Annotated in this window: 14 protein-coding genes; 13 read left to right on the top strand and 1 reads right to left on the bottom strand. The window is 70.4% G+C overall.

What is annotated here, in order from left to right; genetic code table 11:
- Positions 1–65: 65 nt before the first annotated feature.
- The 7 genes from N2652_09560 to N2652_09530 all read left to right on the top strand — a co-directional run bounded on the left by N2652_09560 (position 66) and on the right by N2652_09530 (position 8,448).
- Positions 66–689 carry a hypothetical protein gene (locus N2652_09560; protein MCX7819435.1) on the top strand — a complete coding sequence of 208 codons (624 nt, stop codon included), beginning with the start codon at positions 66–68 and terminating at the stop codon, positions 687–689.
- Positions 690–720: 31 nt separating this feature from the next.
- On the top strand, positions 721–2,406 hold the full coding sequence (locus N2652_09555) for an ABC-ATPase domain-containing protein (GenBank protein MCX7819434.1): 1,686 nt from the start codon (positions 721–723) through the stop codon (positions 2,404–2,406).
- Positions 2,406–2,855 carry a D-aminoacyl-tRNA deacylase gene (gene dtd / locus N2652_09550; GenBank protein ID MCX7819433.1) on the top strand — a complete coding sequence of 150 codons (450 nt, stop codon included), beginning with the start codon at positions 2,406–2,408 and terminating at the stop codon, positions 2,853–2,855. The genes N2652_09555 and dtd overlap by 1 nt, the downstream gene beginning before the upstream one ends.
- Positions 2,812–4,104 (top strand): hypothetical protein, encoded by a 1,293-nt coding sequence (locus tag N2652_09545; GenBank protein ID MCX7819432.1) that lies wholly within the window; start codon positions 2,812–2,814, stop codon positions 4,102–4,104. Before dtd ends, N2652_09545 begins: the two co-directional genes overlap by 44 nt.
- A 225-nt stretch (positions 4,105–4,329) precedes the next feature.
- The gene (locus N2652_09540) at positions 4,330–5,691 is read left to right on the top strand and encodes a DegT/DnrJ/EryC1/StrS family aminotransferase (GenBank protein ID MCX7819431.1); all 1,362 of its coding nucleotides are present in this window, start codon (positions 4,330–4,332) and stop codon (positions 5,689–5,691) included.
- Positions 5,688–7,025: a hypothetical protein gene (locus tag N2652_09535; protein ID MCX7819430.1), complete on the top strand. Its 1,338-nt coding sequence runs from the start codon at positions 5,688–5,690 to the stop codon at positions 7,023–7,025. The genes N2652_09540 and N2652_09535 overlap by 4 nt, the downstream gene beginning before the upstream one ends.
- A gap of 52 nt (positions 7,026–7,077) precedes the next feature.
- Positions 7,078–8,448: a hypothetical protein gene (locus N2652_09530; GenBank protein ID MCX7819429.1), complete on the top strand. Its 1,371-nt coding sequence runs from the start codon at positions 7,078–7,080 to the stop codon at positions 8,446–8,448.
- Here N2652_09530 and N2652_09525 read toward each other — a convergent pair.
- Positions 8,445–9,788 (bottom strand): CCA tRNA nucleotidyltransferase, encoded by a 1,344-nt coding sequence (locus tag N2652_09525; GenBank protein ID MCX7819428.1) that lies wholly within the window; start codon positions 9,786–9,788, stop codon positions 8,445–8,447. The two genes, N2652_09530 and N2652_09525, sit on opposite strands and share 4 nt — an antisense overlap.
- Positions 9,789–9,817: 29 nt before the next feature.
- On the opposite strand from N2652_09525, the gene N2652_09520 reads away from it, so the two are divergent.
- The 6 genes from N2652_09520 to N2652_09495 all read left to right on the top strand — a co-directional run bounded on the left by N2652_09520 (position 9,818) and on the right by N2652_09495 (position 18,223).
- Positions 9,818–11,410, top strand: coding sequence for a thioredoxin family protein (locus N2652_09520; protein MCX7819427.1), 1,593 nt, complete (start codon positions 9,818–9,820; stop codon positions 11,408–11,410).
- Between the two features lie 58 nt (positions 11,411–11,468).
- Complete coding sequence (locus N2652_09515) at positions 11,469–12,596, top strand: hypothetical protein (protein ID MCX7819426.1); 1,128 nt, start codon at positions 11,469–11,471, stop codon at positions 12,594–12,596.
- A gap of 29 nt (positions 12,597–12,625) precedes the next feature.
- On the top strand, positions 12,626–14,566 hold the full coding sequence (locus N2652_09510; protein ID MCX7819425.1) for a metallophosphoesterase: 1,941 nt from the start codon (positions 12,626–12,628) through the stop codon (positions 14,564–14,566).
- 79 nt (positions 14,567–14,645) lie between these two features.
- A complete protein-coding gene (locus tag N2652_09505; GenBank protein MCX7819424.1) occupies positions 14,646–16,010 on the top strand; it encodes a saccharopine dehydrogenase NADP-binding domain-containing protein in 1,365 nt (454 codons plus the stop codon).
- Positions 15,991–16,674, top strand: a complete 684-nt coding sequence (locus N2652_09500; GenBank protein ID MCX7819423.1) for a hypothetical protein — start codon at positions 15,991–15,993, stop codon at positions 16,672–16,674. Before N2652_09505 ends, N2652_09500 begins: the two co-directional genes overlap by 20 nt.
- Before the next feature lie 19 nt (positions 16,675–16,693).
- On the top strand, positions 16,694–18,223 hold the full coding sequence (locus N2652_09495) for a DUF4159 domain-containing protein (GenBank protein MCX7819422.1): 1,530 nt from the start codon (positions 16,694–16,696) through the stop codon (positions 18,221–18,223).
- Positions 18,224–18,236 lie beyond the last annotated feature (13 nt).

Raw genomic sequence — 18,236 nt, 5'->3', positions numbered from 1 at the left:
TTTGCCCGCAGTGCGGCCATGAGAACCCGACCGTCGGGATGTTCTGCGTACGGTGTGGAGCGCGAATGGTCACCCCCGAGGTCCGGCGCCGGCGGGAGCCCCTGCCGATCGGCCGCTGGCTGATGGCGCTGCTGCGCGCCGCGGTAATCGTCGCCATTTTCGGCGCGATCGGCCTGATCTGCTGGCCCCTTCCCGTCCCCGAGGTGCCCGTGAACGCCGCGCACGCGGAAAAGTTCGGGGAGCGCGTGATCGAAGTCGAACGCACGCTGCGACAGCGCGGCACAGTGGTCGAAACCATCGCGGACGAGGCGCTGAACAACTATCTGGCATGGAGAATCCGCGAGTCGGCCAGCGCCGCGGGTGGCGGCTTTGTGATCTCGCTGAAGTCGCTGGTGGTGGAGACCCGGCCGGAAAGGATGCGGGCGGTGCTGGCCGGCAACTGGGGACCGATCCGCCTGACGTTTGAAGTGAAGGGCATACCGTCCGCGGACGAGTCGGGCGCCAGCTTCGGGCTCTATTACGCGCGCCTCGGGCACCTCACGTTGCCGACGGCGGGTGCGCGCAACTGGGCGGCGGAGAAGTTCCGGCAGGTGCTGAGCGGACTGGAGCGCGAGATGGGGCTGCTGCGCGCGGTCCGGCGGCTGGATTTGGGTGAGGGCAAAGTTCGGGTCGCACTTTCGGCCCGTTGAGCAATCCGCGAGGAGGGCACATCGCACCGTCATGAAGGACAAACGCGAGTTTTTGAGCGTGTTGCGCGCGATTCATGGGCTGCCGGCCGCCGAGTACGGACGGCTCGTCGGGGACTACGATTTCGCCCGCTTTGTGATCCACCTCCGGCGGGCGCCGACGGTGCTGCGCGGCGAGGTGGAGGGCGTAGTCGTCGTCCATGTGCCCCAGATCATTGCCGGTTTCCCCCCGCACCTGATTTCCACGCCAATGCGGCGGACCGCGCTGGAGGACTACCTCGGACGGCGGCTCGGCGACGCGGTCGCGCGGCGCCGGCTGTCGGGGGCCGGCTCTGCGGTGCCGGAGATCCGGCTGCCCGCGATGGGCTGTCAGGTGCTGCCGCGCTCGTTGATCGTCGCGGCGGCAGACTTCGTCGAGGCACGGCTCACCGTCCGGCTGCCGCTGCGCGACGGCATGGTCGACTCCGACGTCGCCGAGCGGGTGTTTTTCCACGACTTGCCGCAGATCGTGAACGACGCGCTGATCCACTGCTACCTGGACGGCGACGACCTGGACGCGTTCGTGAACCTCATGGAGGACGCGGAGCAAGCCCGACGGCAACTCACCCGCCGCGGCCTCGTCGCGCTGATCGGCGAGGGCGCGCGCCCCGATTCCGCCGCGCCGCCGCTGGTGCTGCCGGAGACCGGCCTGACCGAGCTGGATGTCCCCAACGCCGGCACGCTGCGCGGGCTCGGCGTGCCGACCGGCATCACGCTGATCATCGGCGATCCGCATTCCGGCCGGCAGGCGCTGATCGCCGCCATCGCGCAGGGCGCCTACAACCACATCCCCGGCGACGGTCGCGAACGCATCATCGCGATCCCGGACATCGTGCGGGTGGATGCCGATCCCGGCCGGCCGGTGCGCGACGTGGACCTCTCCGCGTTCGGCACCGCCGGCGGTGCGCCGGCACGCCCGTTCAGCTCCAACCATGCGCCGCCGGCGGAGTCCCAGATGGCAGGCGTGATCGAGGCGATCCTCGCCGGTGCGCAGGCGTTGGTGGTGGACGAAGCCACCAGCGACCCGGCGTTCCTCGCCGGCGACGTGCGGCTCGGCGGGCTGCGGCCGGCCGCCGCGCCCACCTTCCTCTCCCTGGCCAACCGCGCACGAGAGATCGCAAACGACTTGAGGGTGTCGCTGGTGATCGGTGCGTTCGCCCACGCGCGGGAGTTCCTCGGCATTGCGGACACCGTGCTGTTCATCGAACAGGGCGCCATTCGCGACGTCACCGCGGACGCGCGCGCGCTCGCCCGCGACAACGCGATGGCCGGTCCGCTGCCGCCGCTGCCGTCGGTGACGCAAAAGAGCCGCTGGATCATTCCCAGCAGCATTGATCCCTCCCTCGGAGCGGAGGAGGCGGTGATCTCCGCGCCGGATCCGCACACGCTGCAGTTCGGCCGCTACCGAGTGGACCTCGGCGGCGTGCCGCAGCTGGTGGACATCGCGCAGGTGAACGCAATTGGCCTGCTGCTCTACCACGCGCGCATGCGCCACCTCGACGAGCCGCGCACGGTCGCCGAGCTGCTGGACCTGCTCGACGAAGATCTCGCGACCGAGGGGCTGGACATGCTCTCGCGCGATCTGCGCGGTGACCTCGCCCGACCGCGCCGCTACGAGATTGCCGCCGCGCTGAACCGGCTGCCGAGCCTCCGGCTCCTCCGCCAGCCGCCCTCGCCCTGATGCGGGCCGTCGTGCAGCGCGTCCGCCGCGCCGCGGTCGAGGCAGACGGTCGGACCGTCGCCGAGATCGGCGCAGGAGGACTGGTGCTGCTCGGCATTGGCCGGGACGATACCGCCGCAGAGGCCGACTGGCTCGCCCGCAAAATCGCCCGATTGCGGATCTTCGATGACAGCGACGGCCGCATGAACCTCGACATTCGAGCCGTCGGCGGCCAGTGGCTGGTCGTCAGCCAGTTCACATTGTTGGCCGACTGCGCCGGGGGGCACCGCCCCTCGTTCATCGCCGCCGCCCCCGCCGAGGTCGCTGAGCAGTTGTACCTCAGGTTTGTGGACGCGCTGCGCGACGAGGGCACGGAGGTCCGCACCGGCATCTTTCGCGCGCGCATGCTGGTGCATCTGGTGAACGATGGTCCGGTCACACTGGTGGTGGATACGCCGACGCGGCGCTGAACTGGCGCTGGCGGCCGCCACGCTCGCACACACCGCGCCGCCCGCGCCTCCGCCCGTCACCGAGGTCGTCTTCAGTTCCACCCGCCGCGTCGCGCTACGCACCGCCGACCGCGCCCGCGACGTGCCGCTGCTGGCCCTGGTCGAAGACCTCCTCGCGCGCCTTGAGGAGTCGCTCGGCGAACCTTTCCCCGCGCCGCCCGGCCATCCCTGGCTGGTCATCGTGGAGCGCGAGCCGGCCACCAACTCGCCCCGAGCGATTCGCGTCGCCGACCTCAACACGCGGGGCATGGGTCGGACTCTCCGCCTGATCCGGCCCGAGGAGCTGCCGCCCTCCGCGATTCTCGTCAGCCTCGTCGCCACAATGGTTGCCCGCCACGTCGCCAGCCGCCAACCGCCCGCCGAGGCCGACGCCGCCCCCCGCTGGCCTCCCGAATGGTTCGCCGCCGGCCTCGCCGGTACCCTTTACCCCGCGCCGCGGCAGGCGTGGCTACGGCGCGCCGCCGAAGAGTGGTCCACCGCCCGCGACCCCCCGCTGGAGGAGCTGCTTACGGTCCCGCCGGGCCATGCCGACGAGCGCACCCTCCCGTTCCACACGGCGCTGGTCAACTGGCTTCGGCGCCGACCGGATTTCCCGCGCATTGCCGACCAGCTGCTGCGCGCCGCCGCCGCGGGCAGACCGATCGGCCCGGTCGAGCTCGCCACCGCGATCGACGCCTCCTGGACCGCACGCGATCTCGCGCAAGCCTGGGACCTTGCGCTGGGCGGCCTCCGGCGCCTCGAGACGCCCTGGGGGGAGTCCACCCTGCGCCGGATCGCCCGGTTGAGAGAAACGCTCCGGCTCGATCACGGCGAGATTCCGGTCGCGCTGCCGCCGGAGACGCCGGTGCCGCTCTCCGCCGCCGACCTGCTTCGGGCGGCCGACCAGCCCTGGGTTCCGCCGTTGGCCGCACAAATGCTCGCCGCGCTCAACCACCTACCGCTCGGCGCCGAACCGGAGCTCAACGAGATTGCGGCCGACCATCGGCGTGTGCTGGAAGCGCTCACGGTCGACAGTGCAGGCCAGCTCGATCGGCTCTTCCGCGCTGTGCACCGCAGCGCAATGCTCCGCCGCCTCGCCAGCGCGGAACAGCGCCTGGACGACCTCGAAGCCCTCGCCGCAGCGGAGGAGCCGACCACGACCCCCGAGCAGGAGGTTGAGGCGCTGATTCGCCGGGACGCAGCGCTCTTCCCGGCGGCGCCGGCCCGCTGACGCGGCACCATCGCCAGCTCGTGCACGCGCCGGCGACCAGCCACGAGCCGCCGCTCCCCCGCGCGACAATCTTCCGAGCCTTGGACAGGGTGTCCCGCCAGCGTTCCAAGGATTGGACGTGGCGCCCACCCGCCGCCGACGGTGTTGACGGGTCCGCCCCGATGGACCAGCATCGGCCTAGCCGGCTGGCGGCCGCCCGCCGGCGTCGCAAGGAGGGGAACGGAAATGAAGCGTCGCCCGTTCATTCGGACCGCGGCTGCCGCTGCCGGAACGTCCTGGCTGCGTCGCGCCGTTCCAATCACCGCCGCCAGCCTCACGCCGGCCGCACACGCCACGAACGCGGACCGCCCCGCGCTGCTCGGCGGCAAACCGGTGCACCGGGGCGCGTGGGCGCGCTGGCCGGTGTGGCAGGAGGAATGGACACAGCGGATCCTCGACGTCTACCGCAGCGGCAAGTGGTTCCGCGGGCCGGGCGACGGCGTCATCGCCGAGTTCGAGGAGGCGTACGCCCGGCTGCTCGGTGCAGCGAAGTGTCTGGCGACGGCCAGCGGCACCACCGCGCTGATGACCAGCCTGCACGTGCTGGGCGTCGACGCGGGCGACGAAGTGATCGTCTCGCCGTTCACCTTCATCGCGTCCTACAACGCGATCCTCAGCGCCCGCGCGCTGCCGGTCTTCGCGGACACCGATCCCGCCACGCTCAACCTCGATCCCGCGACGATCGAGTCCCGCATCAACGACCGCACGCGTGCGATCATGCCGGTGCACATTTTCGGGATGCCGTGCGACATGGACCCGATTCTGGAGATCGCGCGCCGGCGCGGCTTGGCCGTCGTGGAGGACGCCTGCCAGGCGTGGCTGGCGGAGTATCGTGGCCGGATGTGCGGCACGCTCGGCGATCTCGGCTGCTTCAGTTTCCAGGAGTCAAAGCATCTGCCCGCCGGTGAGGGCGGCGCGATCGTCAGCCAGCGGCCGGAGCTCATTGACCGGTGCAATTCCTACCACAACTGCGGCCGCGCGGCGGGTTCGAACCAGGGCCGTGGATTTTTCACGCGCGGGCTCAACTTCCGCATGACTCGCATGCAAGCGGCGCTGCTGTTATGCCAGTTCGACAAGCTCCGCCGCGAGACGGAGCTTCGCCGCGCCGCCGCCGACCACCTCACCGCGCAGCTCCGACACATCCCGGGCATCACCACCGTGCGCCTGCCGGAGGGCGCCCGCCCCGTGTGGCACCTCTACGCATTCCGCTACAACGCGGAGGAGTTCGGCGGCCTCAGCCGCGATCAGTTCCTGAAGGCGCTCTCCGCAGAGGGCGTGCCCGCGTCGGCGGTTTACGCGGAACAGTACTTCGACGGCCTGCTCGATGAAGCGATCCACTCGCGCGGTTTCCGCCGCCTCTGGAGCGAACAGCGCCTGCGCGAGTACCGCGACCACCTCCACACGTTGAAGGGAAACCGCCAGACCTGCGCGACAGTCGTCGCCCTGCCGCAGACCGTCCTGCTGGCCGATCGCGCGCAGCTCGACCACGTCCCCGCCGCGATCGAAAAGCTGCGCCGGTTTGGTGCCGAGCTCGCCAAAGCCGGATGAGCGCATCGGTGCACGAAGAGGGCCGCGGCGCGCCGTGCACAACGGCGGACGATCCGTTTCAGCCGCGCCGGCGGCTGGTGGCGGAGCGGTTCGATTCGGGTTTCACGGTCGCGCACGACACCTACAACGGCATCGGGGCGGCGTCGGATGGGCGGATCTACTACGTGCTGTGCTCGCCGCTGCCCGACGTTGGCGGCCGCGTGTACGCGTTCGATCCGGTCCGCGAGCGCATCGACCTGCTGGGCGATCTCAACGCGGTCTGCGGCGAAGACCGCGCCGGCGCCGTCGCGCAGGGCAAGAGCCACGTCCCCTTCCTCGAATGCGGAGGCCGTCTGTTCTTTGCGACACACGTTGGCTGGTATGCGCAAGTGGACGGACGCGAGAGGCTCGGAGCCCCGCCCGGCCTGCGCCCCTATCCTGGCGGCCACCTCCTCGCCCTCGACATCACCGGCGGCCGCTTTGAGGACCTCGGCATCCCCGTGGCGGGTGAAGGCGTGCTCGCGCTGGCGATGGAGACCACCCGCGGGCTCCTGTACGGCCTGAGCTGGCCTCGGGGGATCTTCTTCGAGTTCGAACTTCCCACACGGCGCGCCCGCCAGCTGGGTCCCGTCTCCGGGGGGGGTGAGGCCGGCGACGGCGCCGACTACCGCACCATCTGCCGAGCGATCGCGGTGGATCCCCGCGACGGTTGCGCCTACTTCACCACCGCGGACGGAGCGATCCTCCGACACCGGCCGGGCGCGCGAAGCCCCCCCGCGCCGATTGCCGGCGATGACCTGCGCAAGGACTACTTCGGCCAGTACGACCCCGCCAGCCCCGGCCACATGGGCTACCACTGGCGACAGACCGTTTGGCGCGCCGCCGATGGGCGGATCTACGCGGTCCACGGCAACTCCGGCTACCTTTTCCGGTTCGATCCGCGCCGCGAACGCGTCGAAGTGCTCGACCGCATCACCTCGGAGGTGTCGCGCCGCAGCGGCATGTTTGACCAGTTCAGCTACGGCTACCTCGGTTTCGCGCTCGGCCCCGACGGCGACACCCTCCACTACCTCACCGGCGGCCCAATTTACCAGAACGGCCGGCGGCTGAAGGGCGTGGACCGGATCGCCATGGGCGCGGCGAGGGGACTGGAGAACCTGCACGTGATCACCTACCACATTCCGACCGAACGCTGCCGCGACCACGGCGCAGTCTTCTACCCCGACGGCTCCCGCCCGACCTACGTGAACTCGATCGCGATCGCGCGAGACGGCGACATTTACACGTTGGCCCGCGGACCGAGCGGGTCGGCAACCCGCACCGACCTGATCCGGATTCGCGGACCGTTTGACTGAAGGACCACCACCGACAAACCCGATCAACTCGCAGGGCCCGACGGCAATGACCATGACGCGGCGAACGGCGACGGTCGCCATCGCGTTGGCGGCCGGTGCTGCTTTGGGCGGGGCGCAGTTCCGCGCCGGCGCCGCGCGATGTGACATCACGCCGACGCCACCGATCCGGCTCTCGGGCTACGCGGCGCGGACCGCTGAGGCTGTCACGGTGCGTGCGCCACTCGAAGCTGCCGCGCTCGCGCTCGACGATGGCGCGGGCGGACGGCTGCTCATCGTCACCGCCGACCTGATCGCGGTGCCGCAGGGCCTGGCCGAGCGCATCGCGGCGGCCGCCGCCTCGTACGGACTTCGGCCAGACCAAGTGCTCGTGAACGCCTCCCACACCCACTACGGGCCGGTCGTCGACGACACGCTCGCCGGTATGTTCGCGTTCACCGAGGAGGAGCGCGCGCGATTGACGTGGTACGCCGAGCGGCTGGCGTCGAACCTCACCGCACTGGTCGGCGCGGCGGTGGCGGCAAGCCGGCCCGCGCGGCTCGGCCTTGGTTGGGGTCGGGTGAAGTTTCCGATGAACCGGCGCGAGCCGACGCCGCACGGCATCCGGCTCGGCGTCAACCCGACCGGCCCGGTCGACCACGCGGTACCGGTGCTGAGCGTCTGCGGGCCGGAGGGCGGCCTGCGCGCGGTGGTGTTCGGCTGCGCGTGTCACGCGACGACCATGGCCTCGACGTTCAACGAGGTGGACCCCGATTTCCCCGGGCACGCGCGGCGCGAGCTCGGGATGCGGCACCCCGGTGTGAGTGCGCTGTTCGTGTCGTTGTGCGCGGGCGACCAGAATCCCCACCCGCGGGGCGAGTATGCGCTGTCGCTGCGGTACGGCAGCGAGCTCGCCGACGCGGTGTCGGCCGCGCTGGCGGCGGGCACGATCGAACTGACCCCGCCGATCCGCACCGCCCGGCGCACCGTCAGGCTGCCGCTGGCGCCGTGGTCGCCGGAGGAACTGGCACGGGACCTCGCAATCACCAACTCCGACGCTCTGTCCCTCGCGAGGCGGCGCCGCGCGGAGCTGGTACTGGCGGCGGCCAACCGCGGCCCGCCGCCGCGCGCGATTGAGCTGCCGGTGCAGGTGATCCGGGTGGGCGACGAGCTCGCCTGGGTGGCGCTCGGTGGCGAGGTGGTGGTGGACTACGCACTGCGGCTCCGACGCGAAATCGCGCTGCCCCATGTGATCGTCGCCGGCTACTGCAACGCGGTGCCGGCGTATCTGCCGTCGCTGCGGGTCTTGTTGGAAGGCGGCTACGAGGCGGTAGACAGCATGGTTTACTATGGCCATCCCGCGCCGCTGGCGACGAACGTGGAGGAGACGGTGATCGCGACGGTGCGGGAGGCCGCCATGTCGCTGGGCGTTCCGTTGCGCCGCTAGCCCGTCGGTCCGGCGCGCGGCAGCTGCGCGCGCAGCCACTCGAGGAGTTCCTCACGGGTGATGCCGGGCGTGTCGAGCTGGTGATCCGTCGCGCGCCGCAACCAGAGGCCGACCTCTCGCCCCGGTCGCACGCCGAGCGCCAGCACGTCCTCACCGCGGATGAGCGGCGGCGGCACCGCCGCCTCCGCCGCCAGCGCGCGCCGCACCTCCTCCACGCGCCGGCACGCCGCACAGTCCGCGCCGCGCGCCGCCATGTCGAGCCGGTGGAGCTCCAGCCCGGTCGCGAACGCGGGATCCGCCATCCACCGTCGCAGCCGCGCCAGCCGCATCGTCGGAATCTGCCGGTACCGCATGTGGGTGCGCACGCAGCTGACGACTTCCGCCGCCAGCCGCTTCGGAAAGCGCAACCGCGCCACCACCGCGGCGGCGATGTCCGCCCCGACCACCTCATGTCCCGGATACGCGGTGGCCCCGCCCACACCCCGCACCGCCGGTTTGCCGACATCGTGCAGCACCACCGCCCACGCGAGCGCGGCGGAGCGACGTTCCATCCGCTCCAACACCGCCGCGGTGTGATCGAGTACGTCGCCCTCCGGATGATGCTCCGGCGCGTGCGGCACGCCCCGCATCGCGGCCACCTCCGGCAGCAGCGCCGCCAACAGCCCGAGCCGCTCCAGCTCCAACAGCGCGCGGCCGGGCCGCACCGCCTCCAGCCACAGCCGCGTCAGCTCCTCCCGCAGGCGCTCCGGCGCCACCTCCAGGATCGTCGGCGCCAGCTCGCGAATCGCCGCCGCGGTGGCAACCTCGATCGCAAACTCCAGCGTTGCCGCAAATCGCACCGCGCGCAGCATGCGCAGCCGGTCCTCACCGAAGCGCTGATGTGGATCGCCGATCGCGCGCACCAGCCGCGCCGCGAGGTCCGCACGTCCGCCAACGTGGTCGAGCACCCGGCCGCTCAGCGGATCATAAAACATGCCGTTGATGGTGAAGTCGCGCCGACGCGCGTCCGCGAGTTCGTCCGCAAACCGCACCCCCACCGGCCGACGGCCATCCCGGTATTCCAGGTCCTCCCGGAACGTCGCCACCTCAAACCAGTGCCCCCCCTCCTCGACCAGCACCACCCCGAAGGAGCGCCCCACCTGCCGAGTCCGCTCGAACAGCGCGATCACCTCCTCCGGCCGCGCGCTCGTCGCCACGTCGATGTCGTGAAACGGCCGCCCGAGCAGCAGGTCGCGCACGCAGCCACCCGCCCACAGCGCGCGGTGACCGGCCGCGACCAGCCGCTGGCAGATCGCCCGAGCACCCGCCTCCAGTCCACTGCGGTCCGGCTGGTTGGCCATGCGGCGACTATAGCGTAGTGTCTGGTTCGATGACGACGACGTTCCGATTGCGCACTCCGGTGCGCCACGTGCTCGGCGCGCTGGCGCTCGCCGCGGCCGCGCGCGGCGAAGGGCTGTTCCGTGTCGTGCCAATGCTGGAGGTCGCCGGCGGGACGACCTCGCTGGTGGTCACAGTCGACGTGCCGGCGGGTCACCGGCTGTACGCGGAGGAGTTCCGCGTGCAGGGACGGGACGGCACCGAGCTAGGCCCCCTCATCGTTCCCCCGCCGGTGCGACAGCCGGACCCGGTCACCGGTGAAGTTCATCCTTTCCACGGCGCCAGCTTCACCGCGCGGTGCGAGGTGGTTCGCAGCGGCCCGCAAGGTGTCACGGTCGAGATCGAGTGGCTCGGCTGTGACCAGACCCAGTGTTTCCTTCCCGAGCGGCTCGAGTGGCGCGCGGGCGCCGGCGGCATCGCCGCGACGCAGGACGCCGCCGCGGTCGCGGGCGGCTTCGCGCTTCCGCCCGATTTCCGGCTCGTGCGCACCCACGCGGGTTATGCGGGGGAACGGCAGTTCCTCGATTTTCTCGCCGGCCGCCTTCCGGTCGACGACCCCGCCCGATCGCTGCTGCGGCGCGGGTGGCTGTTCGCGGTGATGCTGATCCTCGGCGGCGGCGTGGCGCTGAACTTGACGCCGTGCGTACTGCCGATGATTCCGATCAACCTGGCGCTGATCGGTGCGGGCGCGCAGCGCAGCGGCTCACGCGCGCGCGGCGCGCTGCTCGGTGCCGCCTATGGCGCCGGCATGTGCGCGGCGTACGGCCTGCTCGGGGTTGTGGTGGTGCTCGGTGGCGCACCGTTCGGCGCGATCAACGCCTCGCCGTGGTTCAACGCGACGATCGCACTGCTCTTCACTGCGCTGGCCGCCGCGATGGCCGGACGGCTCAACCTCGACTTCTCCCGTTGGCAGAGCCGCGTGGACGCCGCCGCGCTCGCGCGACGGCGCGTGTTGGGCGTCTTCGCGCTCGGAGGCCTCTCCGCGGTGCTGGCCGGCGCCTGCGTCGCGCCAGTGCTGGTCAGCGTGCTGCTGCTGGCCGCGGCCCTCTACCAGCAGGGCCATACGCTGGCGCTCGGCCTGCCGTTCCTGCTGGGGCTGGGCATGGCGCTGCCATGGCCGCTGGCTGGCGCAGGCCTCGCGCGGCTGCCGAAGCCCGGCCCCTGGATGGACCGCGTGAAGTACGGCTTCGCGGTGTTCATCGCCGCCGTCGCGCTGTACTACGCCCGGCTCGCGTGGATCGGTTTCGCCGGCCCGGGACCGGCGTCCACCCGTTCGGAAAGCTGGGCGGAGTTCAACCTGGACGAGAATTCCGACGCGGCGCGCTGGGCGGAGGTGTTCTCGCGGGCCCGCGCCTCAGGGCGGCCGGTGCTGGTGGACCTCTGGGCGACATGGTGCAAGAACTGTGCCGCAATGGAGCGCACCACACTGCGCCGACCCGCGGTGCGCAGCGCGCTGCGGCGATTCGTCACCGTGAAGTACGCGGCAGAGCGCCCCGCCCGCGAGCCCGCGCGTTCTGTGCTGGCCGTGCTGGGGGCGCGCGGTCTGCCCACCTACGCGGTGCTGGAGCCCACCCCGCCCCGCTGAGGGGCGACACGAACCGGCGTGGGTTGGCGATTCGCACCCCGGTCACTATCATGCGCGCATGAGCCGGCGAACCGCACTTTCGGCGCTCGCGACCGCGGCGGTGCTCGCGCTGGGCGCGACCGCGCCGGAGGAGGCGCTGCCGCCGGAGGTGCGCGCGTACCGCAACGACTACGAGTCCGCGCTCCGCGCGGCGGAGGAGAACCTGCAGCGGACCCAGCGCGGCCTCGAGCTCACCTACGCGGACAAGCTCCGGCAGCTGATGTACGCGATGCAGTACGCGGGCCGCATCCGCGACCTGCTGAACATCTACGACGAGTACGTGCGGTTTCAGACGAAGCGGGCGCTGCCGACGCCCACGCCGGCGATGGAGCCCGCAGAGCTGCGAATCCTTGCGGAGGAGCACGTGAAGGCGGTCCGCACTGCGGAGTATAGCAATCACGTCGCGATCGCGCGGGCGGCCGCCACCTATCTGCAGAACCTCGCCATGCTCCGCCGTACCCTCGCCGAGCGCGCGGAACCGGACGTGCTGCTGCAGATTGACGCAGAACGCGACCGGCTGCTCACCAACGCGCGCGTCCGGACCGCGGTCGTCTCCGCGGCGGCCGGCATCGTGATTCCGACGAACTTCGTCGTCGCCGCAGAGGGGCCCGGCAGCAGCACGGAGGGCGAGCGGGTGCTGCGACTCTACCGCCTCGGCTCCGAGGACGCCGCAACGCTGATGGCCTACTCGCTCGAGGTTGGCATGGTCGAGGACCTCAGCCGGCTGCGCGAAGTCAAAACCGAAACCACACGTTCCCGCAGCGAAAGTCGCTCGGGCACCGTCGTCTATCGCTTCCGCGTGACCATCACCGCACGCAACGCGGAGGTCCCCGCGGGCAGCCGACTGATCGTCGAGTACTTCGCCCGTTCGCTCACCGACGGATCCAAACGCTACCACAGCAGCGAACAAACCCTGGTGCCCTGGATCGGACGCGGCGAATCCCACACCGCGGAATTCAACGGCATCTCGCTCTACCGCTCGGAAAGCCAGACCATCCAGAGCCGTGGCAGCGGCCGTTCGTTCAGCGGCGAAGAGTTTCACGGCATCATCGTGAGCCTACTGGACCCCGAAGGGCGGGTGATCCTGCAGCGATTCCACCCGCAGTCGCTGTCGAAAGACGTCATCGCCACGCCGGGCATGCGGTAGGCGGCGAACGCGCAGAGGAGGTTCACACGATGAGGGCAACCCTCGGGCGGGCGCTCGCAGCGCTAACGATCGCGGCGGCGTCGCGCGCGGCGCCCTCCCCTTTCCCCGGCCCCCGCGGCGAGAAGCTCGAGCTCTGCGCACGGGAGGACCTCTGGAGCCGCCCGCCGCGCGGGTTCCTCGACCAGTTCGTGCGCGTGCCGCGGGACCAGGTGGTCGCCTTCGCGCTCTACACCCATGACCGCGGCGTACTGAAACTCACCGCGCAGTTTTTCCCGCTGAAGCCGGATGAGCCGCGAGAGGCGCGATTGGAGTTGCAGCGCGACGGCGAGTGGCGGGAAGCCGCCCGCGCACCCATCCTGTATCCCGGGTGGTCCGCGCACTTCCGCGTGGAACCGTGGGACGGCTCCTGCACCGTGCCCTACCGGGTACGCCACGGCGCTGCCGCGATGTTCGAAGGGCTGATCCGGGCCGATCCGATCGCGAAGGATGTGATCGTCGTTGCCTCCCTCAATTGCGACTCCAACGCGGACCGCGGTGACCGCGCCGAAATCGTCCGAAATCTCCGGCGGCTGGATCCCGACCTGTTGTTCTTCGCCGGCGACCAGAGCTACGACCACACCGAACACACCGCCGGCTGGCTGCTGTGGGGGACCCGGCTGCGGGAGGTGCTGAAGGACCGGCCGGTCGTCACGATCCCGGACGACCACGACATTGGCCAGGGGAACCTCTGGGGTGAAGGAGGGATCGTCGCGGACTCGCCGAATGGCGACTCGGGCGGTTACTACTACCCCGCCGAGTACGTGCGCATGGTGGAGCGATGCCAGACCTGGCATCTGCCGGATCCCTGGGATCCGACGCCGGTGGCCCAAAACATCGGGGTCTACTTCACCCGGCTGCGGGTGGGCGGGATCGACTTCGCGATTCTCGAAGACCGCAAGTTCAAGAGCGGTCCCAAGGGCAAGGTACCCCAGCGGGGGCCCCGCCCGGACCACATCCTGGACCCGTCGTACGATCCGGCGTCGGTGGACCTGCCGGGACTACAGCTGCTGGGCGAACGGCAGCTGAAGTTTCTGAATGAGTGGGCCGAGGACTGGACCGGCGCGGACATGAAGGCCGTGCTCTCTCAGACAGCCTTTGCGGGCGCGGTGCATCTGCACGGCTCGAGGGAAAACCGGCTGCACGCGGACCTCGATTGCAACGGCTGGCCGCAGTCACAGCGGAACGCCGCGCTGCGGGCGATCCGGCGAGCGCTCGCCTGCCACCTCTGCGGCGACCAGCACCTCGCCGTCGTCATTCAGCATGGCATCGAGGAGTTCCGTGACGGCCCGTTCGGCTTCACCGCCCCCGCAATGGTGAACAGCTACTACGGACGCTGGTGGGCGCCGCTGGACGGCCGGCCGGGCGCACGGCCAATCCCGAACAGTCCGCTGCCATTCACCGGCGACTATCGGGACGGCCTCGGCAACCGCATCACGATGCACGCGTACGCGAACCCGGCGTTCCACACGATCCAGGACATGCGCCAACATCAGCGCGATCCCTCCGCGATGCTGGGCGACGGCTTTGGCATCGTCCGGTTCGACAAGCGAACCGGTCGGATCACGTTCGAATGCTGGCCCCGATATGCGGATCTCGACCGGGGCGACGCTGCACAGTACCCCGGGTGGCCGATCACCATCCGGATGGAAGACAATGACGGCCGCATTCCGTCCGGCTGGCTGCCGCCGCTGGAGGTTGACGGCGTGGATCGCCCGGTCATCCAGGTGGTGCGCGAGCCGGACGGCGAAGTGCTCTACACCCGTCGCGTTCGCGAACCGGGTTTCCGCGCCCCGGTGTACGGCGGGGGTCCCTTCACGCTTCGCGTCGGTCGCGACCGCCCCGTCGAATGGATCGCAAAGGGCCTGCGCGCCTCGCCGGCGGACGCCCGCCCACTGCCGATCTCCGTGCGTCTGCCTGCGCCCGGTCGCTGAGGCCCGCCGGCACCGGTTGCCCCGCCGTCCCGCCGGCCCTACACTCGCCGGGTCGAGTCACAACCCACAGGCCACCGTTATGTCTCCATCTCGTTCCACCCCGCGCCGCGCCGCCGCCCGCGGCAGTCCGCCGCTCCACATTGTCTTCATCGGCATGGGTGCAGTCGGTTCCGGCATGCTGATCTGTCTGAGCGAGCTGGCCGATCGCGATTCGGTGCCGGTGCGCTTCACGGTGTTCACTACCCATCCGGAGCGCGCCCGCGATGCGCTGTTCAACGCGGAATCGCTCTTCGACCGCATCGAGTTCGTTGCGGTGCCAGACTTCGCGCCACTGTTCGACACCGCCCCGCCCTACGACCGGATGCTGCGGGGAGCCACCGTCGTCATCAACGCCGCGCTTCCGGCCTTCAACAGCCCCACCATTGAGCTGGCGCTGCGGCTCGGCGCACACTCGGTGGACCTCGCCTCCGACATGTACAACGAGGAAACCGAGCGGACGCTCACCTTTCCCCAGTACCGCCACGACGCCGCGCTGCGCGCGCGCGGCACCACCGCGTTCATCAACCTCGGCGTTGCGCCGGGCATGACGGACTTTCTGATCGGCGAACGCATGCACGACCTGCTGGCGGTGGACCGCAAGGATCTGGAGGTCGAGAGCATTGACCTGTTCCTGTTGGAGGACATCGACTCCGACTCGGTGATCTTCTCCTGGTCGCCCGTGGTCGCGCTGGAGGAGCTCGCCCAGCGGCCGCGGGTGATCCGGGACGGCGCGCTCGTCGCGCTGGAGCCGTTCGCGTCGTCGCGCGAGTACCTCTTCCCGCACGAGCCGGAACCCACACGCCAATACCCGCTCTACCAGGAAGAACTACTCTCGCTGCACCGTGCGTTCCCGGAGGTGGAGGCGATCAGCGTGTACACCGGCGGCTCGGAGGTCGAACTGGTGAAGGCGCTCTTTCAGTTGAACCTGCTGTCGAAACGAACGCTGCCGGACCGGCCGGACCTCACCGTCGAGGCGCTGGTGCGCTCGCTGCTGCCGGGCATGAAGAACCCCCGCCGCATCGAGGCATACCTGCGCGACGGCAGCATTCGCCGGGCGCACTTTGCGGCGGCCGCGGAGATCCGGGTGAGCGAGCGCATTCGCACCGAACGGCGGACCGTGATCGAGACGATCGGCCTCAGCTATCAGCGCTACCGCGGTCTGATCGGCTCGCCCTATGCGGGCGCCACCTACATCTCCTACCCGACCGCGGTGTGCGCGGCGATCCTGCTGTGGCATGCGCTCGAACACCTGCGGACTGGCCGCGGCGCGCGGCTGGCCGGTGTCGTCAGCGGGGAGGACCTTGCACGATTGCTGCCGCGTTCCCGCGCCCACGCGATCCGCCGCGACCTGGTCGCGTGGGATATCGAGTTGTTCGGTGGCGTCCGTGACGCGACGGAAAGCTGAGCGCGTGCGGCGCGCAGGGGCCGCCGGCCGCTGCGGCGATCGGGCCGGCGCGCTTGACAGCCTCGCGCTGCGGGTGTGGGGTATCGCATGGATCAGACCCCAACTCTTCGAGCGCGCGATGCAGGCCATCCGCCACACCCCGGCGACGATCGCCCAACGGCGGGGGGAGCTCTCCCATTGCCGCTGCGCAGCCACCCCCGCCGCGCGCCACGCGTCGCGGCTGGGTCCGGTCGCGCTGCTGGCCGGCACTCTGCTCGAGTGCGCCGCCGAGCCGGTGCGCAATGGCAACGACTTCGCGCTGGAATGGAGCCAGCAGACGAACACGACCCAGCGCGCCCGTCTCCTGGCCGCACACACGAACCGGCTGCACACCTTCCGCCATCTGCGGGTGGAGCGGATCGAGCCGGCGGGCGCGGCCGTCCGGCTGTGCGCGCGCGAACCGGCCTCTGGCGCCGCGTTCGAACTGGTGGTCGAGAGTCGGCAATCGCTGGACCTCGCCCGCTCACTTGCGCCGGGGGAGGCGATCGCCGCGCGCGGTCGGCTGCATTGGTCCCCCCGTCGCGAGGAATTTTTGCTGCAGCCCGCGCTGCTCGACTTTCGGGATCGCTCATCGCCGAAAGCGGGCAAGGAGCTGCTGCGGGAGGTGGATCCGAAGGCCCGCTAAGGCCATGTGGAGGTGCGCGATGACAGCGCTCACGTTCGCGAGAACATTCGCCGCCGCCGCGATCGCGCTGGCGTGTGCGTCCAAGAGCGACGCCCAGATGCTGTTTCCGGGCGACGGCTCCGACGAGCCGGGGTTCGTCCCGCCCGTCGTCGGCGACCTGCCACCACCCCCGCCGGCGCGAATGTCGTCCGGCGAATCCTACATCCCGTATCCGCCGCCGCCCGTGGTGCCGCAGGCGCGGTCCGAAAAAAAGAATCCGCCCACCCCCCCCGTGATGTTCACGAAACTGCGGTCGCCCCACGGCATGCTCGACTGGGCCACCCGCCCCGACGATCTGAACAACCTGTTGCGGGAGATGAAGTCGAGCATGGACGTGCATCTGGCCTGCGAGGTGAAGTCGCTCGAGGAGGTGGATCCCAATCCGGAACGCAATCCGATTCTGTTCCGCTCCGGCCACTTTCGGATCCGTCACACCCCCGCCGAGCGGGCGCGCCTGCGCCAGTACCTGCTGGCCGGCGGAATGATCATCTACGATGCGGCGGCCGGCTCGAAGCCGTTTTACGACTCGGCAGTCGCGGAGTTGCGCGAAACGTTCCCCGAGGTGCCGGTGCAGCGACTGGGACCGGATCACCCGATCTTCCACGCCTACTACGACCTCGACCGGGTGGACTACCGTGCCGGCGTCCGCGCCGCGGGCTACCATGACCAGACGCCGTGGTTCGATGGCGTGACGATCAACTGCCGGGTGGTCGCCGTAGTGTCCCGGTGGGGACTCGGCATTGGCTGGGACGGCAACACCGACGACAGCCTGCGCGCCTACACGGTCGACTCGGCGCGGAAGCTCGGCGTCAATCTGATGGCCTATGCGACCGCGCAGCGGGCGTGGGCCCGGCAGTTCGCGCACGCGCTGCAGTTTGTGGACCGGGAGCCCTCTTCCGTGGGGCGCATCTCCATCGCGCAGATCGTGTATGACGGCGAATGGAAAACGCGCCACAAGGGGCTGAGCGTCTTGCTGCAACAGTTCCATCAGAAAACGGGCGTGCCGGTGAAGTTCGCGGTGAGGGAAATCCGGCTCTCCGATCCCTCCCTGTTCGACTCACCGCTGCTGTATCTGACCGGCCACGAGGAGTTCCGCCTCTCGGAGGTGGAGGTGCGGAACTTGCGAGAGTACCTGCGGCGCGGCGGGTTCCTCTTCTCGGAAGCGTGCTGCGGCCGCGCCGCCTTCGATCAGGCGCTTCGCCGTGAGCTGCGCCGGGCACTGCCGGAAAGCACGTTGACGACGATCCCGACCGGCGACCCGTTGTTGACGCTGCCGAACCGGATCGAAACGGTGGGCCTCACTCCCGCGCTCGCGCAGCGGCTGAGCCGCTCCCGTGCGGAACCCCGCCTAGAAGGAATCATCCTGGACGGCCACCTCGCGGTGGTCCATTCGCCGTGGGGGCTGGCGGGAGGGTGGGAGCTGTCGCCCAACCCCTACGCGCTGGCGCTGGACGAATCCTCCTCGCTCGCCGTTGGAATCAACGTACTGATGGCCGCGCTGACGCAGTAAGGCGCGGCGGCGC

Source organism: Kiritimatiellia bacterium (genome assembly GCA_026417735.1).
GTDB lineage: Bacteria > Verrucomicrobiota > Kiritimatiellia > PWTM01 > PWTM01 > CAACVY01.
Note: the sequence above shows the minus strand (reverse complement) of the source record. Positions and strands in the feature narration are given on the sequence as shown.